Here is a 22,173-nt window from a genome sequence, read left to right as displayed (position 1 = left end):
GAGACTCTTTCCGAGCCCGTGTTTCCGTGAGGGTGTCCGAGCGCGGTGAGGCCGTCCTGTGATCGAGCCGCGCGTCAGGCAGTGAGGAGGCCGTCGAGTACGCGGCTCCACTCGCCTTGGTTCGCGGGCTCGAGCAGGGAGGACAGCTTGGGGGTGGGCATCGCGTCTCGTCCGAGAGTGCTACTCACTTCGGATACGTGTCGATGGTCAGCGACTCCGGAGGCACCGTCAGCTCGCGCAGCGCGAGCGTGTCGCCGGAGTGGTATCGCCAGCCGACGCCGTCGTGCAGGAAGTCGGAGCGCTCGACGAAGGAGCGCTCCTTGCCCTTCTCGAACACCTTCGCGAAGAAGAGCACCTGCGCGGTGCCCTGGGCGTCCGGCGCGCGCCGGTCCATCACCACCAGCTTGGGGAACTGGTGTCCCTGGGCGAACGTGCGCAGCTCCCGCACCACCTCGGCCTCCGGGCGGGACCGGTCCGGGTGGCTCGAGTGGAGTGTCCTCCACAGGTAGGCGGCCTCGCGCATCGCGAAGGCGCTGTAGCGGCTGCGCATCAGACGCTCGGCGTCGGGCGCTTCCGCGTCACCTCGGTGGAAGGGTGCGCAGCACTCTCGATAGCGCAGGCCAGAGCAGCAGGGGCACGGAGGGGCAGGGGGCATGGCAGGGGTGGAAGCCTACCTGGACCCCGCCCGGAAGCGGGATGGGACGTGCACGACGACCCACACACGCGACGGAACACCCTTGCTGGCGGAGGAGTCCGGGCATACATCCCGTGGCCACGCCTATGAGCCTCCTTGAAGCCATTGTCCTGGGACTGGTCCAGGGTCTCACCGAGTTCCTCCCCATCAGCTCCACCGCGCACCTGCGCATCGCGCCGGAGCTGTTCGGATGGAAGGACCCGGGGGCCGCGTACTCGGCGGTCATCCAATTGGGCACCGTGGCCGCCGTGCTCATCTACTTCCGCAAGGACATCGTCTCCCTCGTGGCCGCCTTCTTCCGAGGGCTCGCGAAGAAGGACCCCTTCGGCACCGTGGAGTCGCGGCTGGCGTGGTTCGTGCTGGTGGGCACGCTGCCCATCGGCCTGTGCGGCCTCGCCTTCAAGAAGTCCATCGAGACGCAGTTCCGCTCGCTCTACGTCATCTCCGCCAGCCTCATCATCCTGGCCATCATCCTCTTCGTCGTGGAGAAGCGCGCCTCGCATCGGCGCACGCTCGCGGACATGACGTGGCGGGATGGCATCCTCATCGGCCTGTGGCAGGCGCTGGCGCTCATCCCGGGCTCGTCGCGCTCCGGCACCACGCTCACCGGCGGACTGTCGCTGGGCCTCAAGCGCGAGGACGCGGCCCGCTACTCGTTCCTCCTGTCCATCCCCGCCACCACGCTCGCGGGCCTCTTCGAGCTCAAGCACCTGCTGGAGGCCACCGAGCGCCCCAGCGCCCTGTCGCTCTGGGTGGGCACGCTGGTGGCCTTCGCGTCGGGCATGGCGGCCATCGCGTGGCTGTTGAACTACCTGCGCTCCCGCACGACGCTGGTGTTCGTCGTCTATCGCATCGTGCTGGGCGTGCTGCTCCTCGTGCTGCTCCAGGCGGGAGTGCTCAAGCCCCTGTCGGGCGCGGAGCACGCGGAGGCGCCCCGTGACGCGGGCGCGCGGCAGGTGGAGAAGCAGGTCGCGGACTAGGAGGCGGACGTCGTGAGCGTGGAGGCGCTGTTCCAGGGGGTGGAGTCTCGGCTCGCGTCGCGTCCGGCTCGCGACGTGAATCTGCCGGGGCTCGTGTTGCGCGAGGCCGCGGTGCTGGTGCCGCTGTTCGAGCGCGATGGTGTGCCGCACATGGTGTTCACCCGCCGCCCGGCCACGCTGCGCACCCACGCCAACCAGTACAGCTACCCCGGGGGCGGACGCGACGCGGAGGACCTCACGCCGCTGCACACCGCGCTGCGCGAGACGGAGGAGGAGCTGGGCATCGACCGGCGAGGCGTGCGGGTGCTCGGCATGCTGGACGAGGTGCCCACCATCTCCCAGTACCGCGTGCGTCCCTTCGTGGGCGTGATTCCTGGAGATGGCCAGTACACGCCCAGCGTCGAGGAGGTGGCCTTCATCCTCGAGGTGCCCCTGGAGCGGCTGATGGACCCGGCCATCCTCCGCGTCGAGCGCAAGGAAGTCCTCGGCGCCGAGCGGGACTTGTACTTCTACACCTACGAGGGCCACGTCATCTGGGGCGCCACCGCGCGCATCCTCCGTGACTTCCTGGCGCAGGTGGAGCAGGTGCCCGGGTTGCGGGCGCTGCTCACGCCTCCGCGCTAGAACTGGAGGTAGACGTAGGGCCGCGTCTCCACCGCGGAGAGGTGGCGGATGCCCAGGCCCAAGAGGATGAGCGCGACGGCGCGCACGGGCACGGGCATCCGGACGAACAGCTCCGACGTCACCGTGTAGAGCTTCAGCGGCACCGCGTGGAAGAACACCGCCGCCGCGAGCATGCCCCACACCAGCGGGCTCACGTTGGCGATGCCGGGCACTCCCTCCATCATCCGCACGTAGAACTCACCCGCGTCCGTCATGTTCTTCGCGCGGAACACCACGCGCGTCAGCACGACGATGGTGAAAGTCACCAGCATCCCCACCGCGAGGCGCGGGACACCGGGCTTCTCCGGCTTGCCCACCGTCCACTCCCAGCACCGCGTCAGCCCCAGCGCCAGGCCGTGCACGCCGCCCCACACCGCGAAGCGCCAGTCCGCGCCGTGCCACAGGCCGCCCAGCACCATCACCGTCATCAGGTTGAAGAGGACCCGCGGCTTCGACACCCGGTTGCCGCCCAGCGGGCGGTACAGGTAGTCCCGCAGCCAGGTGGACAGGCTCATGTGCCACCGGTTCCAGAACTCACCCAGGTTCTTCGCCAGGTACGGCCGGTTGAAGTTCTCCGGGAACTTGAAGCCGAACAGCGCCGCCACACCCAGCGCGATGTCCGAGTACCCCGAGAAGTCGTAGTAGAGCTCGAAAGTGTAGGCGATGGCGGCGACGACACACTCGGCGGACGCGTACTTCTCGGGTGCGGCGAACACCGGGTCGACGATGCCGCTGCCCAGCACGTCCGCGATGACCAGCTTCTTCACCAGGCCCACCGCGATGCGGAACATCGCGCGTCCGCCGTCTTCCGGCGTCAGCGTGGGCACGTCGCGGAAGCGCTCCATCAATTCCGACGCGCGGATGATGGGCCCGCTCACCACGCGCGGGAAGAACAGCATGTAGAGCAGGTGCTCGATGAACGAGTGCCCGGCGCTCGCCTTCCCCCGGTACACGTCCACCGTGTAGCTGATGGCCTGGAAGACGTAGAACGACAGGCCCACCGGCAGAATCAAATCAAACGGGGCCTCGCGGATGTGCAGGCCCCACGAGGCGGGCACCAGCTCCAGCGCCGTCTTGCGCAACAGCTCCAGGTACTTGAACCCCGCGAGCAGCCCCAGGTTCGACACGATGGACAGCGTGACGAGCAGCTTGCGCACGCCCTGGGATTGCGAGCGGCCCATCCCCTTGACGAGCAGGTGGTCCACCGTGACGCCCACCAGGAAGATGAGCAGCGGGAAGGGCGTGAAGGCCGCGTAGAAGTACACGCTGGCCACCAGCAGCACCAGCATGCGCGGCCAGAAGTGCCGGTGCACCGCCCAGTAGAGCGCGAACACCGCGATGACGAAGACGACGTACTGGAGGCTGTGCGAGAGCACGTCAGTTTCCGTCCATGCGTGCGGCGGTGGGGGGGCCCTTCTTGTGCTGCTCGTAGGCGGCCAGGAAGTCGCGCGCGAAGCTCGCCGCCAGTCGCTCGTAGCCCTCCGGCGTCAGGTGGACGCCGTCCGCGTGGCCCAGCACCGGGCGCGCGCGCTGCCAGCGCAGCATGGCCCGCTCACCGCCCATGGCCGCGCGAGGAGACCAGTACGCGCACCCCGCGTCCCGCGCCACCTGGGGCAGCACGCTCAACACCGAGCCCAGCGCGGGCGCCTCCGTCCAGCGGGCGTTCGCGTCCTGTTGCAGCCGGTCCGTGGGGCCCATCAGCAGGCACTCGGCGTTGCCCGTGGCCTTGCGCAGCCGGGTGATGAGCGCCGAGTAGTCGCGCGTCAGTCCCGCCGCGTCCAGGTCCGCGAGGCCCGCTTCATTCGTGCCGTACCAGAAGACCAGCAGGTCCGGCCGCCGTGAGGCGAGCTGCGAGTCCACCGCGCCCGCGTCCATGTTCCGCAGCGTGAAGGCCGTGGAGCCCGGCAGCCCCAGCGCGTCCATCACCACGCCGGGCCTGTCGTACTCCAGCGCGGCGCCGAGCACCGTCACACCACTGCCCGAGGGCGCCTCCACCTCCACCCGATGCGAGGCCCCCGTGACGGGGAAGGAGCGGATGCGCACGGTGGGCGCGGCCAGGGGCTCGGGGAGCGGCGCGTCGGGAGGCATGGCCTCGCCGTCGATGCGAATCTCGGGGGCGGCCGTGTCCGGCACGTCCAGCGCGTAGAGGTCCAGGCGCCCCGAGAGCGCCTTCGCCTCCGGGCAGTCCTTGCAGAACTCGATGCGCAGCTTCGCGCCCGGAGTGCCCACGGCGCGGATGCCCGTCAGGCCCCACAGTCCACCGGGCGCAGACTCCAGCGCGTCCTCCACCTTCCAGTCGCCCACCAGCTCGCGGGCCACGCGCGCGTTCTCCAGCCGAGGAGACGCCTTGCCCGCGGCGATGAAGCCTCGGCCCGCGTCGCCGAAGCGCTGGGTCAGCACGCCGCGCACCGCGTCCGTGAAGTAGTGCGAGGCCGTGTGCGACGCACCCAGCTGCGCGATGCCCACACGCAGGGCTTCTCCCGCCTCGCGGCGTCGCAGCCGGTCGAAGGTCTTGGGCAGCGCGGTGTCCGCACCCTGGAGCCCGGAGTCGTCCCGCACGGGCACCAGCGGCGCGTGTGTCTTCGCGAAGCTGCGCTGGAGCGCCAGGTCGAAGAGGTGGCCGAGCAGGTCGGAGCCCTTCGCGCGCGGATGCACCAGGTCCTCCAGCATCAGCCCTGCCTCCAGCCACCGCAGCGCCGCGCCCTCGCCGCCCATGGCGCTGTACGCGTCCCAGAACGCGCAGCCGCCCAGGCGCGCCTCCTCGCGGAAGATGTCGGAGACCTCCTTGGAGCCTCGGCGCGGCACCAGCTCGCCGCCCATGGTGCGCACGCCCGCGTCGATGGGGGACATCACCAGGCACGCCGCGTCCGGCACGTTGGCGCGCACGCGCGACACCAGCTCCTTCATCTGCGCGCGCACCTCGTCCAGCGTCGTGCGGTCTCGCGAGTAGAAGAACGCCTCGTTGCCGCCCACCATCAGCACCACCATGGCGGGCTTGCGCTGCCGCAGCTGCGCGCGGAAGGCCGCGGGCTGGGCGCGCAGGTACACCTCCGCCATGCCGCCCAGCAGGCCCACCGTGTCGTAGATGACGCCCGGGGTGCCTGTCTCCAGCGTGACGCCGTGCAGCTCCACCTTGCCGGACGTGGTGAGCGTCAGCGTCTTGGCGCCCTCGGGGATGGAGACCCGCGCGAAGGCCGCCTCCGACTTCGTCTTCGAGAAGCCGCGCGTCTGCACGCGCTGCAGCGGCCGGCCGTCCACGGAGAGCTGCACGGAGCCGCTGGCGGGCTGGGCCAGGAAGAACAGCTCCGCGACGCGCGAGCCCTCCACGTCGTACTTCGTGTTCTGCGGGCCGCTGGCGGTGAAGGCCACGCCCGTCCAGCCCACCCTGTCCCGGGGCCACTTGGTGTCCACCAGTCGGGCAATCTCCCAGCCGTCCGAGCCCCGTCCGGAGCGCGTCCACCGTCCCGCGCTCGCGGGGCGGGTGATGAAGAGGAAGCCCTTGCCTCCGGAGCCGAAGCGCTCTTGGAGCCTGTCGCGCACCACGTCGGTGATGTAGTCCGACGCGACCAGCGAGTCGCCCAGGTGCACCACGCGCACGGGCGAGCGCCGCGTGTCGGAGCGGAGCTCTCCCAGCGCGCGCAGGAAGGGCGCCAGGCCGTCCTCCTCACAGGTGCCGTCGGCGCGGGCCTTGCGGCAGTTGGGCTCGATGTCCACGTGCTGCGCGCTCATCCGCTCGCGCAGGGCCTCCAACTCCACGGCGCGCGCCAGGGTGGGGGCGCTGAGCTCCTCCAGGCCGATGCCGGGTGTGGTGGGCACGGCGGGGGGCGGCGTGGCGGGGCCCGTGGCCACCTCGGGGCCGGCGTCCTCGGGGGAGTCCTCCTCCGGGAGGGCGGGGGACTTGGGCGTGTCCGGCGAGGCGGCGTCGACCTCCGGGAGGGGCGCGGGGCGGCCGCCTCGGAACGACGCGGGGACGACCAGGGCCAGCAGCTTCTGGCCCAGCGGACCCTGCTGGAGGCTGGGCAGGGGCCGCCACGACTCCGGAATCGGGGCGAGTGAAAGCCCCAGCGCCAGTGCGACGGTGAGGGTGAGCGTCAGCCCGGTGGTTCTGGCCTTGAGGAAGTCCAACAGCGCGACATGAGACTGGCTTTTCGGGGGCGGGTCAAAACTCTCGCCGTCCAAGGCCGCTTCATCGTCCGGGGAGCGGACGGGCGACCTGTCCTGGCGGGAGGGTGGGGGTCGCAACGGCCCGGTGGGGGGCGGCATGGGGCGGGCTCCCTCTTTCCCGAAAAGGCCGAAACGGTATGGTGCGCCGCCATTCACGCCGGGGGAAGACCCTGGCGCCTCCCGCCGGCGACGAACCGGCACTCGCAGGAGTCGTACCCCGCATGGCCCTCTACCCCGTCATCATGGCTGGTGGTTCCGGCACCCGTTTCTGGCCCCTGTCCCGCCAGGCGCGGCCCAAGCAGTTCCTGCCGTTGGCCTCGAGGCAGCCGCTCATCACCGACACCGCCGCGCGCCTCAAGGGCCTGTCGACGGTGAAGAACACCTTCATCGTCTGCGGCCCGCTGCACGCGAAGGCGGCGGCGAAGCTGGTGAAGGGGCTGCCCAAGGGGAACCTGCTGGTGGAGCCGGTGGCGCGCAACACCGCGCCCGCCATCGCGCTGGCGGCCCTCCACGTCGCGGCCAGGGACCCCGAAGGCGTCATGGTGGTGCTGCCCTCGGACCACCACGTCGCGGACGTGCCCGGCTTCAAGCGCACGCTGGCGGAGGCCGCGCGCATCGCGGAGGGCGGGCACATCGTCACGCTGGGCATCCAGCCGAACCGCCCCGAGACGGGCTACGGCTACATCCAGGTGGGCGCCTCGCTGGAGGGCGGCGGCCGGGCGGTGAAGGCGTTCAAGGAGAAGCCCGACGTGGAGACGGCCCGGGGCTATGTGTCCTCGGGGGAGTACCTGTGGAACGGCGGCATCTTCGTCTTCCGCGCGGACGTCATCCTGGCCGCCTTCGCGCAGCACATGCCGGAGATGAAGAAGGGCCTGGAGGCGCTGCGCAAGACGGTGGGCAAGCGCACCTACGCGGCGGTGCTGAAGAAGGTGTTCCCCAAGCTGCCCTCCATCTCCATCGACTACGGCGTGATGGAGAAGGCGTCCAACATCGCGGTGCTGCCGGGGGACTTCGGCTGGTCCGACGTGGGCTCGTTCGCGGCGATTCCCGAGGTGCGCCCCGCGGATGCGAACGGCAACGTCATCTCCGGCGACCTGGCCGTGGTGGTGGACTGTACGGGCTGCGTGGTGCTCGCGGACAAACGCCCGCTGTCGGTGGTGGGGCTCAAGGACGTGGTGGTGGTGGACTCCGGGGACGCGGTGCTGGTGGTGCCCCGTGAGAAGAGCCAGGACGTGCGCAAGGTCGTCGAGGCTCTCAAGGCGAGGAAGCTGCAGAAGTACCTGTAGTCAGCGCTGGGTGTGCGCTGGAGAAAGTTCCGACCCGGGGGCTGAAAGTTTTTCCGTCTCTGGGCAGCGGCTTTCCCGGGGTTCTGGTCCTGGCGGGAGGTTGTCCTGTCGGGTTCCTGACGAAGCAGGGGGAGCACGCGGGTTGCAGTGTCGCCGCCATCCGCCCCATGCCGGGGCGGCAGAGGCGGTGGCGACATGGCATGCGGACACTGCGCGGTGGAGCATCCGGTGGGCACGAGTTGTCCGGCGGTTCCGTCTCTGGAGGGACAGCGGCACGGGCCGCTGGTGCTGCGTGAGGCCGTGGGTTGGGGGTCGGTCGGCACGGTGTATCGGGCCGAGCATGGGCCTTCGGGTCATCTCTTCGCGGTGAAGGTGTTGCACCCGAGGCTGGCGGTGCGGCCGTTGGTGAGGGCCGCGTTCCTCGAGGAGGCTCGGCGGCTGCGGGGCCTGCGGCATCGCCATGTGGCGCGGGTGCTGGATGCGCGCCCCGGGCCACAGGGGCTGCCGTGCATGTTGATGGAGTACGTGGAGGGCGAGGACCTCGCGCGCCTGCCCGTTCCGCTTCCGCCCGGGGAGGTGGTGGGGCTGCTGACGCAGGTGCTGGAGGCGCTGGAGGCCGCGCATGCGCGCGGGTTGGTGCACGGCGGGTTGTCGACGGAGTGCCTGCGGCTCACGCGGGGGGAGCGGCGGGTGAAGGTGCTCGGCTTCGAGACGCGCGCGGTGCTGACCGCGCGGCTCACGCCGAGGGAGCGCGCGTGCGGGATGGTGGTGGGCTCGCCGGAGTTCCTCGCGCCCGAGCAGTGGATGGGGCTCGCGGTGGATGCGCGCACGGATGTGTATGCGCTGGGGGTGGTGGGGTACCTGCTCGTGACGGGGCGGCTGCCGTTCGGGTTCGGGCGCGTCGGAGGCATGTCGCCGGTGCGGCCGGAGGTGGTGGACTCGAGTGTTCCGCGGGGGCTCTCGGCCGCGCTGCTGCGAGCGCTGGCGGAGGAGCCTGAGGAGCGGTTCGAGAACGCGCGGGAGTTTCGTGAGGCGTTGCTGGAGGGGATGGGCCGGGCGACGGCGCGCACGCGCACGTTGAGGGGTGGGGTCTCCATCTTCGGAGATGCGCTGCCCGAGGATGGCGCGACGCCGATGCACGCGGCGCTGCGGGAGGTGGCGCACAACGAGGAGGGCTCGCGTACAAGTGCGGCGGTTGCCGAGGTGCCCGCGTTCCGGGGAGACACAGGAGGCGGACTCGCTTCAGACGTGGCGCTCGGCGGTGTGCGTGCTGTCGGCCTTGCGCCACGGATGGATGCGCGACGAGAGGTGACGGACGCGGCGTGGGGCAGCGCGCGGCCCGAGGCCACCGCGCCACGGATGGATGCGCGAGGAGAGGTGACGGACGCGGCGTGGGTCAGCGCGCGGCCCGAGGGCACCGCGCCACGGATGGATGCGCGAGGAGAGGTGACGGACGCGGCGTGGGGCAGCGCGCGGCTCGAGGCCACCGCGCCACGGATGGATGCGCGAGGAGAGGTGACGGACGCAGCGTGGGTCAGCGCGCGGTCCGAGGCCACCGCGCCGCGGATGGAGGCCCCCACGGGGCTGTGTGTCCGGCTGGGCCTCGCGCCGGATGCGGAGTTCGTCCCCGTGCGGGTGGGGGATGTGACGGTGAAGGGCTTCTTCGCCGCGTGGGCGGGGCCGTTACCGCCGCTGGCCGCGCAGGTCCCCGTGGAGTTGATGTTGGGGAAGCGGCAGGTGGTGGGCGACTGCGACGTCGTCCGCCACGTCACGAGCGAGGAGGCGCGGGGCTGGGGCGGCGCCTCGGGCCTCTATGTCCAGTTCGCGGGCGAGTCGGCGCGAGACCTCCTGGCGCATGCGCTGGGCGTAGGGGTCGTGCACGGAGTCCTGGACGCGGAGCCTGTCCCCGATGCGGAGGTGGCGCTGCTGCTGGTGCGTTCGGCGGGCCTGGAGAAGGACCCCTATGCCCTGCTGGGCGCGCTGCCCCACGAGGACTTCGAGCAGGTGCGCCGTCGCGCCCTCTCCACGCTGCGCCACCTGAGCCAGTTCCGTCAGCGCCCCCTTCCGGTGGGGCAGCGACAGGCCCTGGAGGACCTGCTGCGCCGGGTGGATGCGGCGGGCCGTGCGTTGGGGGAGCCCTCGTCTCGCGTGGGCCTCGACGCCGCGCGGGGCAACCTCGCCGGAGTCGCGCGCTGCCTCGACGCGGGCCTGTCGGAGGAGAGCACCGGAGCCTTGCGCCAGGTGTTCCTCTCCACGCGTCCTCTCGCGGAGACCCGGGCACGGGCGCTCTTCGACCAGGGGCACGCGCTGGAAGCAGCGCAATCCCTGGCGGGGGCCCTGGCACGCTATGCCGAGGCATTGGTGCTGGACCCCTTGAACGTGCCCTGGCTGCGTCACTACCGCGCGCTGCGAAAGAAGCTGCGCCTCACCCCGACGCCGGCCGTGGACGTCCGCGAGGTCGCGGTCTCCACGGCCTGACGTCGGGCCTGCTCAGGTGTCGAGCCCGGTGAAGTAATAGAGATTCGCGATGGTGGCGTTCACCCACCCCGGGCCGTCGTATTCGAGCGTGAAGGTGAGCGTTCCCTCCCTGAGGGTGGCGAGCGAGGCGGCGTTCAGGGTCGCCGTCCTGGCCTGGGTGCCGCTCCACATCCCTTCCATCATGAAGAGCAGCCTCTCACCGAGCGTCACCTTCAGCGTGGCTCCAGCAAGTGCCATCGGGGTCGTCGCCTCGAACTTGTAGGAGAACGAAAGCCCGTTCACACCCGTGGGGAGACCCGTGACGGAGACGGGCTCGACACCCACTTTCCCCCGCGTCGCCATCAGCTTCGTGGGTGCTGGATTCGTTGGATCCAGCAGCGCGAAGGCAGGCGAAATCGCGGCGGGCGTGGAGGCGGAGGCCAAGGCGAACTGGGTTTTCTGGGTGGGGACGGTCCAGGTCTGTACCTCTGCTTGGTGCAGCGCTCCCGCCACCGACGGGGCATGCAGCAGCGGAGACCACCCGAGCCCGTAGACGTTTCCGCCGTAGGTCGTGTCCACGCTGGTGCCGGAGTACCACGCGGGCGCATAGCAGTGCCGGTTGCCGTCCTCCGTGCTGGAGGTGCCGTAGAGCACCTGCGACTGGAGGGTCGTATCGACGATGCGGTTCAGGTCGACGTCCTTGCTCAGCGGGTCGACGGCCGTGCCCTTCGGGTCGGTGTAGTTGAAGGCGGACAGCGTCGTGCCGAACATCGAGATGTAGTTGTCGATGAACGTCCCCACCGGGCCCTTGGCGGGCCGCGCTCCGGGAACACGCGCGAGGTAGTACCAGAGGAAGTTGGCGGAGTCATGGCTGCGCGCGGTCGAGTTCTCGGGGGAGTCGAAGAGGGTGAGCTGGGTGACGGGGATTCCATGCTCGATGAGCTCGGCGGCGGCGATGGTCATCACCTTCGTGCCGTCGCTGTGGCCAATCAGGTGCAGGAGGCCACCGGAGGCGACGAAGTCTTCGGGCAGGGCCATCTGGATGGCCTGTCCGGCGATGAGCCCGAACATGTCCGTGTTGGCCTGGGAGAAGTGGCCATCCAGCAGGTTCGCGGGAGTCGCCGCGCCGTCGAGCCAGCTGTAGACGAGCACGATGGCCAAGGGGTCCAACTGGGTGATGGCGTGGGCCATGCCCACGGGCGACACGGTGATGCCCTTCTGGGAGTCGGACGTGGGCTTGAAGATCCACGCGCCCGCGGGTCCAGGATTGCTCCCGTGCCAGACGAGGGTCTCCCAGACGGTCAGCATCTTGCCGTGGGTGGCCTTGGCGTAGTCCACCATGACGTCACTGAACCCCTCCGCCCATCCATGCGTCACCACATAGACGTGGCAGCCGTCCTGGGTCACCTGCTCCAGCGGGCCCGTCAGGGGCGTGTATGTGTGGGTTCGAGGCTCGTAGCGCGCGAGCCGCGACAGCGGCGGGGCGTTCGGTCGGCTCAGCGGGGTGAAGGCAGAAGAGGCCGCGGGGGGTGTGGTCATGACGTCCATTCCGGTGTGGGGTGCGAACCGGACATGAGCAACCGTCATGCCTCCCATGCGTGCCTGGGATTCAGGGCACTTGCGGAGAAGCGGTGGGCGCGAACCCTTGTTCGACATGTCGGGCGACACGGCGGACGGCGCGCCGGATGAGGGCCCGTGCTCGAATCCGCCGCTGTCCTGCTGACTGTCCGACAGGCGGGCACAACCAGGGGTTGATTGGCACCCCAGGGACTTGCTGAGTCCCGGACGGTGCCTGGTTCAGTGGGGCTTCAGGCCCCCTCGCCGGGTGCCGGGAAGGCGGGGGCTCGTGTAGAGTCCGCCGCCCTTCGTCATGCCCTCGAGAACCTGGAGGGCGGGGACACCTTCATGAACGCGCATATCTTCCGCGAATACGACATCCGGGGCCTGGTCGATAAGGACCTCACGGCCGAGGTGGTGGAGCTCCTGGGCAAGGGCCTGGGCACCATCATCCGCCGCAAGGGCGGCCGCTTCATCGCCGTGGGCCGCGACTGCCGTGAGTCGTCCACCCGCTTCCGCGACTCGCTCTGTGCCGGCCTGACGTCCACCGGCCTGAATGTCTACGACGTGGGCGTGGTGCCCACGCCGCTCACGTACTTCGCCGCCAACACCCTGCCGGTGGATGGCCTGGCCATGATTACCGGCAGCCACAACCCGCCGGAGTACAACGGCTTCAAGATTGGCGCCGGGAAGACCACCTTCCACAGCCACGAAATCCAGGCGCTGCGCAAGCTCATCGAGGCCGCCGACTTCGAGGTCTCCGCCACCCGTGGCACCGTCACCCCCTTCGACATCATCACCCCCTACAACCACTTCGTCCGGCAGACGGTGAAGGTGGGCCGCAAGGGGATGAAGATCGTCATCGACGCGGGCAACGGCACCGGCGGCGCCATCGCGGTCCCCCTGTTCGAGAGCATGGGCTTCGAAGTGGTGCCCCTGTTCTGTGAGATGGACGCGACGTTCCCCAACCACCACCCGGACCCCACGGTGGTGGAGAACCTCCAGGACCTCATCGCCGCGGTGAAGCGCGAGAAGGCGGAGGTCGGCATCGCCTATGACGGCGACAGCGACCGCATCGGCGTCATCGACGACCAGGGCAACATCCTCTGGGGCGACCAGCTCATGGTCCTCTTCAGCCGCTACGTGCTGAAGGACAGCCCGGGCGCGGCCATCGTCGGCGAGGTGAAGTGCAGCTACACGCTGTACGACGACATCGCCAAGCGCGGCGGCAAGCCCGTGATGTGGAAGGCGGGCCACTCGCTCATCAAGGCGAAGATGAAGGAGGAGCACGCGGAGCTGGCCGGGGAGATGAGCGGCCACATCTTCTTCAAGAACCGCTACTACGGCTTCGACGACGCGGTGTACTCGTCCGCGCGCCTCCTGGAGATCCTCACCCACGAGAAGCAGAAGCTCTCCGAGCTGCTCGCCGACGTGCCGAAGACCTACGCCAGCCCCGAGCTGCGCTTCGACACGAAGGAGGAGAAGAAGTTCGAGATGGTCAAGCGCGCCACCGAGTGGCTGCGCGCCGCGGGCCACGACATCATCGACGTGGACGGCGTGCGCGTGACGTTCCCGGATGGCTGGGGCCTGATTCGCGCCTCCAACACGCAGCCCATCCTGGTGCTGCGCTTCGAGGCCAACACGCCCGAGCGCTTGAAGGAGATTCAAGCGCTCATCGAAGGCACCGTCGCTCGCGTCCAGCGCGAAGTCGGAGGGTGACATGACGGCGCCTCGCATCCTCGCCATCAGCGGGACTCTTCGCGCGGATGGCTTCAACAGGCATCTTCTGGCGGTGGGGGTGGCGAAGGCGCGGGAGCTGGGCGCGGACGTGGATGTCCTCGACCTGAAGCTCCTGAACCTCCCCATCTACGATGGGGACGTGGAGGCTCAAGGGCTGCCCGCGCCCGTGGTGGAGTTGCGCGAGCGCGTGGCGCAGGCCCAGGGCTTCCTCATCTCCAGCCCGGAGTACAACTCGTCCATTCCCGGCGGCCTGAAGAACGCCATCGACTGGGCCTCCCGGGCACCGGGCAAGCGCTTCCAGGGGAAGTGGACCGCCATCATGGGCGCCACCCCGGGCCCCTTCGGCACCGCGCGCATGCAGCCGCACCTGCGTCAGGTGATGTCCTCGACGGGGGCGCTGGTGATGCCCACCCAGGTGCACGTGGCCAGGGCCTCGGAGTTCTTCACCCCCGAGGGCGCGCTGAAGGACCCGGCCCGGCAGCGGGAAGTGGACGCGCTGGTCGCGGAGTTGGTGGAGCGGGTGAAGAAGGGCTGAGAAAGGACACCGCCGTGGCAACGCTTGGAATCGACCTGGGTGGGACGTTCGCCCGTGCCGCCGTGGTGGACGAGGGGGGGAAGATGCTCGCCTCGGCCAAGGTAGCCCTGGCCGAGCGCAGCCCCTCCAGCGTGGTGGAGACCATCGCGGAGGCGGCATCCGCGGCGGTGCGCTCCGCGGGCGTCATCGTGGATGCCTGTGGCGTGGGGGCCGCCGCGCAGATTCACAAGGACTCGGGGGTGCTCTCGGTGGCCCCCAACCTGGGCTGGCGCAACGTGCCGCTGGGCCAGTTGCTCACCGACCGCCTGGGCCAGCCGGTGAAGGTGGTCAACGACCTGTCCGCCGCCGCGTGGGGGGAATTGCACGTGGGCGCGGGCCGGGGCGCGCAGGACCTGCTGGTGGTGTTCGTGGGCTCGGGGGTGGGCAGCGCCATCATCTCCGGAGGCCGGCTCTTGGACGGAGCGGGCGGCGTGGCGGGAGAGCTGGGCCACGTCAAAGTGGTGCCCGGGGGCCGGCGCTGCGGCTGTGGTGAGCAGGGGTGCCTGGAGGCCTACACGGGCGGGCACAACCTCATCGCCCAGGCGCGGGAGCTCCTGGATGCGGGAGCTTCGCCCGCACTGGCCCACCTGGTGGGAGACGAGGGCACGAAGCTGACGCCGGTGACGTTGGAGCAGGCGGCGGAAGCAGGCGACGCGGCGGCGCGAGAGGTGTATGAGCGGGCCGCGCACTTCCTGGCGTTGGCCGTGGCCAACCAGGTGACGGTGTTGAATCCCGCGCGTCTCATCCTCGGGGGAGGGGTGTTGAACCACTGCCCTGGGATTCGCCGCCGGGTGCTGGAGGGGGTGCGGGCGTGGGCGTCCCAGACGTCCCGGGAGGGGCTGCTCATCGCCGACGCGGAGCTCGGCGACGACAGCGGTCTCATTGGTGCGGCATTGCTGGCCGCGTGAGAGAGGAGCCGTGAATGGCGGAGTTCAAGAACCAGGTCACCTACCGCGGACAGCCGGTGACGCTGGAGGGGGAGGGGCAGGTGCAGGTGGGGGACGTCGCGCCCGACTTCACCGTCTGGAAGGGGTTCTTCGAGTCCCACCGCTTGTCGGAGCTGAAGGGGCAGGTCGTCGTGCTGAGCGTCGCGCCCAGCGTGGACACCAAGGTGTGCGCGGTGCAGCTGCGCATGTTCAACCAGCAGGCCACGGGGCTGGGGCCGGACGTGAAGGTCTGGTACCTGAGCCTGGACCTGCCCTTCGCCCTCAACCGCTTCACCGCGGCGGAGGGGATTCAAAACGTCGCCGTGCTGTCGGACTACAAGGAGCGCGAGTTCGCGCGGAAGTACGGCCTGTACATGAAGGAGCTGGGAGTGCTGGCGCGCAGCACCTTCGTGGTGGGCCGGGATGGCCGCGTCGTCTTCCGCGAAGTCGTCCCGGAGATGATGCGCGAGCCGGACTACGACGCCGCGCTGGAAGCCGTCCGTCAGGCGCTCTGAGTCCCGAGCGGGCCGGCCTCCAGGCGCGGGAGGTCACCGCGCCTCAGGCCGGCACCAGACGGGCCTGCTTGAGGGCCATCAGCTGCAAGGCCCCGAAGACGGCGACCGCCAGGGCCTGGAACACGACGAAGGCCTGGCCCCACACCGTGGGCTGGACCCAGCCCGACGCGAGCAGCGCGAAGCTGTCCACCGTCCACAGGGCGTTGATGGCGATGATGGTCCACACGAGCGAGCGCGAGACGAGCGGGCGCATCGCGAAGAAGACCAGCAGCGCGGCGTAGGGCAGCAGGCCGCCGCCAGCGACTCGGAGCAGCGTGGCGTCGAGCCCCAGCAGTCCGCTCAGGGGGCCGGCGCCGAAGCACATCAGCGCACCGGTGGCCCCGCTGGCGACGCCGTCGGCGAGGAGGATGTGGCCCATCAGGGTGCGCGAAGCGGGAACGGCGTTCATGGAGGTGTCCTTGGCAATCCGGCGCCGGTGAATCCGGCCGCCGTGTGAGGACACAAATTGCGCGCCGGGGCATTTGAAGTCGATTACGCCCGAGGTAATTGGAGCACTTCCCCCGCGTTTCTAGTGTCCGGGACATGATGATGCCGAGCCGTCCGGTGGGAGAGTTGCTGCGGGAGTGGCGCCAGCGCCGCAGCTTGAGTCAGTTGGATTTGGCGATGCGCGCGGAGGTGTCCGCGCGTCACGTGAGCTTCCTGGAGACGGGCCGTTCCTCGCCCAGCCGGGACATGCTGTTGCACCTGGCGGAGGAGCTGGACGTGCCGCTGCGCGAGCGCAACGCCCTCCTGATGGCCGCGGGCTTCGCGCCCGCGTATCCGGAGAACTCGCTGGAGGAGCCGCAGATGAAGGCGGCGCGCGAGGCGGTGGAGCTGGTGCTGTCCGGACACGAGCCGTACCCTGCGCTCGCGGTGGACCGGCACTGGCACCTCGTCACGGCGAACCGCGCGGTGGGCCTGTTGTTGGAGGGCATTCCCGCGGAGCTGCTCACGCCGCCCCTCAACGTGCTGCGCCTGAGCCTGCACCCCGAGGGCCTGGCGCCGAACATCCTCAACCTGGAGCAGTGGCGCGCGCACATCCTGGCGCGGCTCCACCGTCAGGCGGCGGCCACGGCGGACGCGAAGCTGGCGGAGCTGCTCGTGGAGCTTCGCGGAATGGGCGGCGGCGGTGGCGCGCCCGAGGTGCACGCGCCCGACTTCACCAGCCTGGTGGTGCCCTTGCGCGTGCGGACGCGGCTGGGCGTGTTGTCCTTCATCAGCACGACGACGGTGTTCGGCACGCCCAGGGACATCACCCTGTCGGAGCTGGCCATCGAGTCGTTCTTCCCCGCGGACGCCGCGACGGGAGAGCTGCTTCGCAAGGCCGCCGAGGCGGCGCGGCGCTCCGAGCTGTCCTGACGGCCGGGCCCGCCTCCCCCCCGGCGCGGCGGCGATGGAGCGATGACTGGTTAATTCAATTATTTCTTGGATTATTGGGAATAGTTGAAATGGCTGTCCCTCTGTCGCGGAGTACACGGGGCGCCTGCCCTCCGCGTGGGCGGGCGTGAAGCGCGCGGACGCGCCGGACATAGCTTTTGCGTGGGGAGGAGAAGCCTCCCATCACCGCCGTCGCTGGCAGGGGGAGTCCCATGCACGAGCCGCCACCCGCCGCGCCTGGGAAGGATGCCCCGGCGTCTTCCCGCGGAGTCGTGCCCTGGCATGCGCTGCCACCCGAGCGGGTGTTCGAGCAGTTGGAGAGCGAGGCGGGAGGGCTGACGGATGAGCAGGCGCGAGAGCGGCTGTCCCGTCATGGGCCCAACGTGCTGCAGCGACAGAAGGGCGAAGGGCCGCTGAAGCTGCTCTGGCGTCAGGTGAACAGCCCCTTCATCTGGGTGCTCATCGTCTCCGCGGTGCTGGCGGTGGCGCTGGGGAAGGTGACGGACGGGCTGGTGGTGGCGGCGGTGGTGGTGCTCAACACGCTGATTGGCTTCGTGCAGGAGTTCCGTGCGGGCCGGGCCATCGAGGCGCTGAGCCGGATGGTGCCGGAGAACGCCACCGTCGTCCGGGGGGGCAGCAAGCGCGCGGTGCCCGCGGCGGAGCTGGTGCCGGGGGACGTGGTGGAGGTGGCCTCGGGGGACAAGGTGCCCGCGGACATGCGGCTGGTCACCTCGCGCAACCTGCAGGTGGAGGAGGCCGCGCTCACGGGTGAGTCCGTGCCGGCGGCGAAGCAGCCCGCGGCGGTGGAGGCGGACGCGGAGCTGGGGGACCGGCGCAGCGTCGTCTTCGGCGGGACGCTGGTGACGTCCGGCATGGCGACGGCGGTGGTGGTGGCCACGGGCGGCGCGACGGAGCTGGGGCGCATCTCGGAGATGCTCCGCCAGGCCACGGATTTGGAGACGCCGCTGACGAAGGCGCTGGCGACCATCGCCAAGGTCATCACCGGGGCCATCCTGGTGGTCTCCGTGCTGTTGCTCGGCGTGGGCATGGCGCGCGGCTACGACCTCAGCGAGGCGGTGGTGCTGGCCATCACCCTGGCGGTGGCGGCGATTCCCGAGGGCCTGCCCGCCATCGTCACCATTGCCCTGGCCATCGGCGTGCAGCGCATGGCGGCCCGGCGCGCGGTCATCCGCAAGCTGCCCGCGGTGGAGACGCTGGGCAGCACCACCGTCATCTGCTCGGACAAGACGGGCACGCTGACGCGCAACGAGATGACGGTGCAGGCGCTGTGGACGCCGGTGGGGCGCTACACGATGACGGGCGTGGGGTACTCGCCGCGCGGGGAGTTACGCCGGGAGGGGCCCTCGCGCAGTGAGCTGTTGATGCCCGACGACGTGCGGGACCTCCTGCTCGGAGGCGTGCTGTGCAACGACGCTGCGTTGGACGGGCGGGACGGCGAGTGGCGGATGACGGGAGACCCCACCGAGGGCGCGCTGGTGGTGGCGGCGGAGAAGGTGGGCCTGGGCGTGGAGGAGTCGCGGGCGCGCTTCCGCCGGGTGGATGCGATTCCGTTCGAGTCCGAGCACCAGTTCATGGCGACGCTGCACGACGACGGGCGTGGCGGCCGGCGGGTGTTCCTGAAGGGCGCGCCGGAGGTGGTGCTGAAGCGCTGTCACCGGAACGGGCGGGTGACGGAGGCGCAGGTGCTCGAGGAGGTGGAGCGGCTGGCGCGGCGGGGGATGCGCGTGCTGGCGGTGGCCTCGCGGGAGCTGCCGGGGGCGCGGGGCTCGCTGCGCCCGGAGGACGTGGAGGCGGGGCTGGAGCTCCTGGGGTTGGAGGGGATGATGGACCCTCCGCGCGAGGAGGCCATCGAGGCGGTGAAGGCCTGTCACCAGGCGGGCATCGTCGTGAAGATGATCACGGGCGACCACCTGGCGACGGCGGAGGCCATCGGCACGCGGCTGGGGTTGCAGGAGCCGGGCACTCCGGGCGTCGTGGGCGCGAAGCTGGAGGCGCTGAGCGACGCGGAGCTGGAGGAGGTGGCGGAGCGCACGAATGTCTTCGCGCGGGTGGCGCCGGAGCACAAGCTGCGGCTGGTGCGCGCGCTGCAATCGCGGCGGCACGTGGTGGCGATGACGGGCGATGGCGTGAATGACGCGCCCGCGCTCAAGCAGGCCAACATCGGCGTGGCGATGGGCATCACCGGGACGGCGGTGTCGAAGGAGGCGGCGGACATCGTCCTCACGGACGACAACTTCGCGTCCATCGCGGCGGCGGTGGAGGAGGGGCGTCGCGTCTACGACAACCTCATCAAGTCGCTGGCCTTCGTGCTGCCGACGAACCTGGGCCTGGCGCTGATTCTCCTGTGCGCGGTGGCGTTCTTCCCCATCCAGGACTTCGGTGGCGGGCCGGTGCCGCTGATGGCCATGCGGCCCACGCAGTTGCTCTGGATAAACCTGGTGGCGACGGTGACGCTGGCCTTGCCGCTGGCGTTCGAGGCGCGCGAGTCGGACGTCATGCGGCGCAGGCCGCGCAGTCCGGACGCGCCGGTGCTCAGCCGCTTCGTGGTGATGCGCACGGGGCTGGTGGCGGTGTTGATGGCGGCGGGAGCGATGGGGCTGTTCTTCTGGGAGTACCACTACGAGGTGCCGCACGTGGGCCATGCGCGGGCCCTGGCGGAGGCGCAGACGATGGCCGTCAACACGGTCATCAGCTTCCAGATCTTCTACATGGTGATGTGCCGCACGCTGACGGGCTCGCTGCGCAAGGTGGGCCTGTTCAGCAACCCCTCCGTGTTCATGGGGATTGGGGCGCTGGTGCTCTTGCAGCTCGCCTTCATGTACGTGCCCTTCATGCGGGACATCTTCGGCACGGCGCCGCTGTCGCTGGCGTCCATCGGCCTGTCCGTGCTGGTGGGCGCGGTGGTGGTGCCCGCGGTGGGCTTCGAGAAGTGGCTGCGGGGCCGCAAGGACGGAGGCCCGGTGGAGCGTCCTCGAGAGGAGCGCACGCCACCTCCTGGCAGGCCGCGCGAGCGGCTCCCCGCGTGAGGGGACGTCAGCGCTCGGTGCGCGCGGCGCGGGCGGCGGCGTCCGGGAGCGCGGTGTCCTCCGGCTCGAAGACGATTTTGCAGCGGTCCAGCTTGGGGCCACAGGCCAGGTCCAGGTCCGCGCGGGTGTCGCAGCCCGGCCGCTCCTCGCAGGTGTCGGGCAGGAAGGCCCAGACGAACTGGAGCACGTTGCCTCGGCGTCCTTCGGGCAGCGCGGCCAGGAAGTCCTCGCGGTAGGTGTCGAAGAGCTTCGCCAGGTGCAGGGTGCCTCGGTCCAGGCGCACGTTGCGCTTGTCGCCGACGAAGCGGCGGCAGGCCTCGTTGAGCTGCGCGTCCAGGAACTCCGGCTGGAAGTGGGAGCCCTCCATGCGCGGGCCGCCTCGGGTGGCCTGGAAGAGCGCCAGGTGGACGCGCGGGTCGGCGAACTCCCCCATGAGGATGCGGTGGCGCAGCGACCACAGCGTCATCCTCCGGCCGCCCACGCGCCACGAGCGGCCCCAGAAGAACCGGCCCAGCCACGCCTGCTCCACGCTCTCCAGATAGGGATACCCATCCACGACCTGCTGGAGCACGAGCGCGTTGTAGGTGTTGAGCCAGAACGCGAGCGCGTCCTCCGACGTGGGGAAGACATCCTCGCGGAGATGGGGAGAGAAGGATGCGAGCGACTCGATGAACCGGTCCAGGTCCGCCCGCTCCCGGCCGATGGACGAGAAGTCCACGTCCCCATCCGCCCGCACGTGCCGCAGCACCTGGGCGTAGTCGTGGTAGTGGAAGGGCTTGTCCGCCGAGGGCACCGACGCGGGCAACATGCCTCGGACGTACAGCGCCCCCAGCGCTCCCAGCGCCGCGAGCAGCACGATGGGAATCAGGAACCGGCGGCGTGAGGGCAGAGGGGCGTCCACGGGGTGCGCAGCATAGTCCAGCGCACCCCGTGTCGTGCTCTCCCCAGCGCCTCCCTGGGAGACGGACAGCCTGCCTACAGCGTCCGACGCACCCCGGAGGTGGAGACCTCCACGAAGGTCTCCATCAGCCGGTGCAGCTTCACCGCGTCCTCGAAGCCGGGCGCCAGCGACGTGCCCTCGCGCACGTCTCGCGCGAAGGCGGCGTGGAGCTGCGCCACCTGGTGCGCGTCGTCGCCCAGCGTGCCCCTGGGGCTCCAGAGGTAGCGCTCCGGGGTGGGCAGCGGAGCAAGCGGCGTGTTGTCCCCCTTCGCGCCGGACACGGTGAGGTCCTGGGAGAGGGACAGGTCGCCCTCGGTGCCGGTGATGGTGCAGCCGATGACGCCGCCGTTACGCTTGCCCGACTCGATGTGCGCGGACAGCACGGCGCCGCTCGCCAGGGTGCCGCTCAGCAGCACCTGGTCCGGCGCGGTGACGGGGATGACCTCTCCGGTCTCGACCAGCGTCGTCCGCTCGAACTGCCGGGCCACCAGCGCGGACACGCTGCTCAGGTCCCCCACCGCCGCGAGCACCGTGTCGAGGAAGTGCGCGGTCATCGTCACCAGCACATTGGCCCCCTTCGTCGCGTCCGCCGTGTACTCGTAGGACTTGGGCCTGCGCTCACCCAGGAGCGGCGTGGACACCTGGAGCGACACCGAGCGCACCCGCCCCACGTAACCCTCCCGGAGCAGGTCGCGCAGGTAGAGCACGCCGGGGGCGAGCCGCCGCTGGAGCCCGATGACGGTGCGCACCTTCGCCTCGCGCGCCAGGGCCGCCAGCTCCGTCGTCTCCTCCAGTGAGACACCCAGCGGCCACTCGCAGAACACGTGCTTCCCCGCGGCGAGGGCCAGGCGCACCAGCTTCGCGTGCTCGGGGGCGCGCACCGACACCACCACGAGGTCCACCTCGGGATGCTCCACCAGGGGCTCCGCGCTGGCGAAGGCGTGCGGCACGTCGAAGCGGCGCGCCGCCTCGCTCGCGCTCTCCTGCTTCGTGGTGCTGACCGCCGTGATTCGATACCCCGGCAGCGACTGGAGCGCGGGCAGGTGCGTGAAGGCGGCCCAGCCCCCCGTGGGGTTCGCTCCAATGACTCCGACCCGAATCCGCTCCGGCAAGCTCGACTGGCCCATGGCTGCGCTCCCTCGTGAGTGATGGGGTGCGTCCTCGCCTCCGCGGGCGGGCGCGCCACCCCGGCGGGCAAGCTAACGAGCGCCTCC

General features: G+C 70.4%; 17 protein-coding genes. 10 read left to right on the top strand and 7 right to left on the bottom strand.

All coding sequences use genetic code 11. The features are described 5' to 3' along the window. Positions 1 to 184: 184 nt before the first annotated feature. Entirely contained in the window at positions 185 to 655 is a 471-nt protein-coding gene (locus MYSTI_RS35385; RefSeq protein WP_015352654.1) for a YchJ family protein, read from the bottom strand. A gap of 125 nt (positions 656 to 780) precedes the next feature. Here MYSTI_RS35385 and MYSTI_RS35380 point away from each other — a divergent pair, with 125 nt between their 5' ends. Next, the gene (locus tag MYSTI_RS35380; protein ID WP_015352653.1) at positions 781 to 1,674 is read left to right on the top strand and encodes an undecaprenyl-diphosphate phosphatase; all 894 of its coding nucleotides are present in this window, start codon (positions 781 to 783) and stop codon (positions 1,672 to 1,674) included. Between the two features lie 12 nt (positions 1,675 to 1,686). Then, positions 1,687 to 2,298 carry a CoA pyrophosphatase gene (locus MYSTI_RS35375; RefSeq protein ID WP_015352652.1) on the top strand — a complete coding sequence of 204 codons (612 nt, stop codon included), beginning with the start codon at positions 1,687 to 1,689 and terminating at the stop codon, positions 2,296 to 2,298. On the opposite strand, the gene MYSTI_RS35370 is transcribed toward MYSTI_RS35375, so the two are convergent. Both MYSTI_RS35370 and MYSTI_RS35365 read right to left on the bottom strand, forming a co-directional pair. Continuing rightward, positions 2,295 to 3,713, bottom strand: coding sequence for an MBOAT family O-acyltransferase (locus tag MYSTI_RS35370; protein ID WP_015352651.1), 1,419 nt, complete (start codon positions 3,711 to 3,713; stop codon positions 2,295 to 2,297). The two genes, MYSTI_RS35375 and MYSTI_RS35370, sit on opposite strands and share 4 nt — an antisense overlap. A 1-nt stretch (position 3,714) precedes the next feature. Further along, positions 3,715 to 6,600, bottom strand: coding sequence for a GDSL-type esterase/lipase family protein (locus MYSTI_RS35365; protein ID WP_015352650.1), 2,886 nt, complete (start codon positions 6,598 to 6,600; stop codon positions 3,715 to 3,717). 122 nt (positions 6,601 to 6,722) lie between these two features. Between MYSTI_RS35365 and MYSTI_RS35360 the strand changes: the two genes are divergently transcribed. Continuing rightward, positions 6,723 to 7,787, top strand: coding sequence for a mannose-1-phosphate guanylyltransferase (locus MYSTI_RS35360; protein ID WP_015352649.1), 1,065 nt, complete (start codon positions 6,723 to 6,725; stop codon positions 7,785 to 7,787). A gap of 195 nt (positions 7,788 to 7,982) precedes the next feature. Then, entirely contained in the window at positions 7,983 to 10,265 is a 2,283-nt protein-coding gene (locus tag MYSTI_RS42760; RefSeq protein ID WP_015352648.1) for a serine/threonine protein kinase, read from the top strand. 12 nt (positions 10,266 to 10,277) lie between these two features. Here MYSTI_RS42760 and MYSTI_RS35350 read toward each other — a convergent pair whose 3' ends face one another. Continuing rightward, positions 10,278 to 11,783, bottom strand: a complete 1,506-nt coding sequence (locus MYSTI_RS35350; protein ID WP_144370210.1) for a hypothetical protein — start codon at positions 11,781 to 11,783, stop codon at positions 10,278 to 10,280. Between the two features lie 366 nt (positions 11,784 to 12,149). Here MYSTI_RS35350 and MYSTI_RS35345 point away from each other — a divergent pair, with 366 nt between their 5' ends. The 4 genes from MYSTI_RS35345 to tpx are packed head-to-tail and all read left to right on the top strand — an operon-like array spanning position 12,150 to position 15,556. Next, complete coding sequence (locus MYSTI_RS35345; protein ID WP_015352646.1) at positions 12,150 to 13,520, top strand: phosphomannomutase/phosphoglucomutase; 1,371 nt, start codon at positions 12,150 to 12,152, stop codon at positions 13,518 to 13,520. Position 13,521: 1 nt separating this feature from the next. After that, a complete protein-coding gene (locus MYSTI_RS35340; RefSeq protein ID WP_015352645.1) occupies positions 13,522 to 14,076 on the top strand; it encodes an NADPH-dependent FMN reductase in 555 nt (184 codons plus the stop codon). A 14-nt stretch (positions 14,077 to 14,090) separates the two neighbouring features. Beyond that, a complete protein-coding gene (locus MYSTI_RS35335; RefSeq protein WP_015352644.1) occupies positions 14,091 to 15,023 on the top strand; it encodes an ROK family protein in 933 nt (310 codons plus the stop codon). Positions 15,024 to 15,037: 14 nt separating this feature from the next. Continuing rightward, positions 15,038 to 15,556 carry a thiol peroxidase gene (gene tpx, locus MYSTI_RS35330; protein WP_015352643.1) on the top strand — a complete coding sequence of 173 codons (519 nt, stop codon included), beginning with the start codon at positions 15,038 to 15,040 and terminating at the stop codon, positions 15,554 to 15,556. Between the two features lie 43 nt (positions 15,557 to 15,599). Here tpx and MYSTI_RS35325 read toward each other — a convergent pair whose 3' ends face one another. Next, positions 15,600 to 16,004, bottom strand: a complete 405-nt coding sequence (locus MYSTI_RS35325) for a hypothetical protein (protein WP_015352642.1) — start codon at positions 16,002 to 16,004, stop codon at positions 15,600 to 15,602. A gap of 134 nt (positions 16,005 to 16,138) precedes the next feature. Here MYSTI_RS35325 and MYSTI_RS35320 point away from each other — a divergent pair, with 134 nt between their 5' ends. Both MYSTI_RS35320 and MYSTI_RS35315 read left to right on the top strand, forming a co-directional pair. Beyond that, on the top strand, positions 16,139 to 16,954 hold the full coding sequence (locus tag MYSTI_RS35320) for a helix-turn-helix domain-containing protein (RefSeq protein ID WP_044282288.1): 816 nt from the start codon (positions 16,139 to 16,141) through the stop codon (positions 16,952 to 16,954). Between the two features lie 230 nt (positions 16,955 to 17,184). Further along, positions 17,185 to 20,019: a cation-translocating P-type ATPase gene (locus MYSTI_RS35315; RefSeq protein ID WP_015352640.1), complete on the top strand. Its 2,835-nt coding sequence runs from the start codon at positions 17,185 to 17,187 to the stop codon at positions 20,017 to 20,019. Positions 20,020 to 20,026: 7 nt separating this feature from the next. Here MYSTI_RS35315 and MYSTI_RS35310 read toward each other — a convergent pair whose 3' ends face one another. Both MYSTI_RS35310 and MYSTI_RS35305 read right to left on the bottom strand, forming a co-directional pair. Continuing rightward, entirely contained in the window at positions 20,027 to 20,920 is an 894-nt protein-coding gene (locus MYSTI_RS35310) for a DUF547 domain-containing protein (protein ID WP_015352639.1), read from the bottom strand. A 74-nt stretch (positions 20,921 to 20,994) separates the two neighbouring features. Beyond that, positions 20,995 to 22,086 (bottom strand): Gfo/Idh/MocA family protein, encoded by a 1,092-nt coding sequence (locus MYSTI_RS35305; protein ID WP_015352638.1) that lies wholly within the window; start codon positions 22,084 to 22,086, stop codon positions 20,995 to 20,997. Positions 22,087 to 22,173 lie beyond the last annotated feature (87 nt).

The organism is Myxococcus stipitatus DSM 14675 (genome assembly GCF_000331735.1).
Classification (GTDB): Bacteria; Myxococcota; Myxococcia; order Myxococcales; family Myxococcaceae; genus Myxococcus; species Myxococcus stipitatus.
Note: the sequence above shows the minus strand (reverse complement) of the source record. Positions and strands in the feature narration are given on the sequence as shown.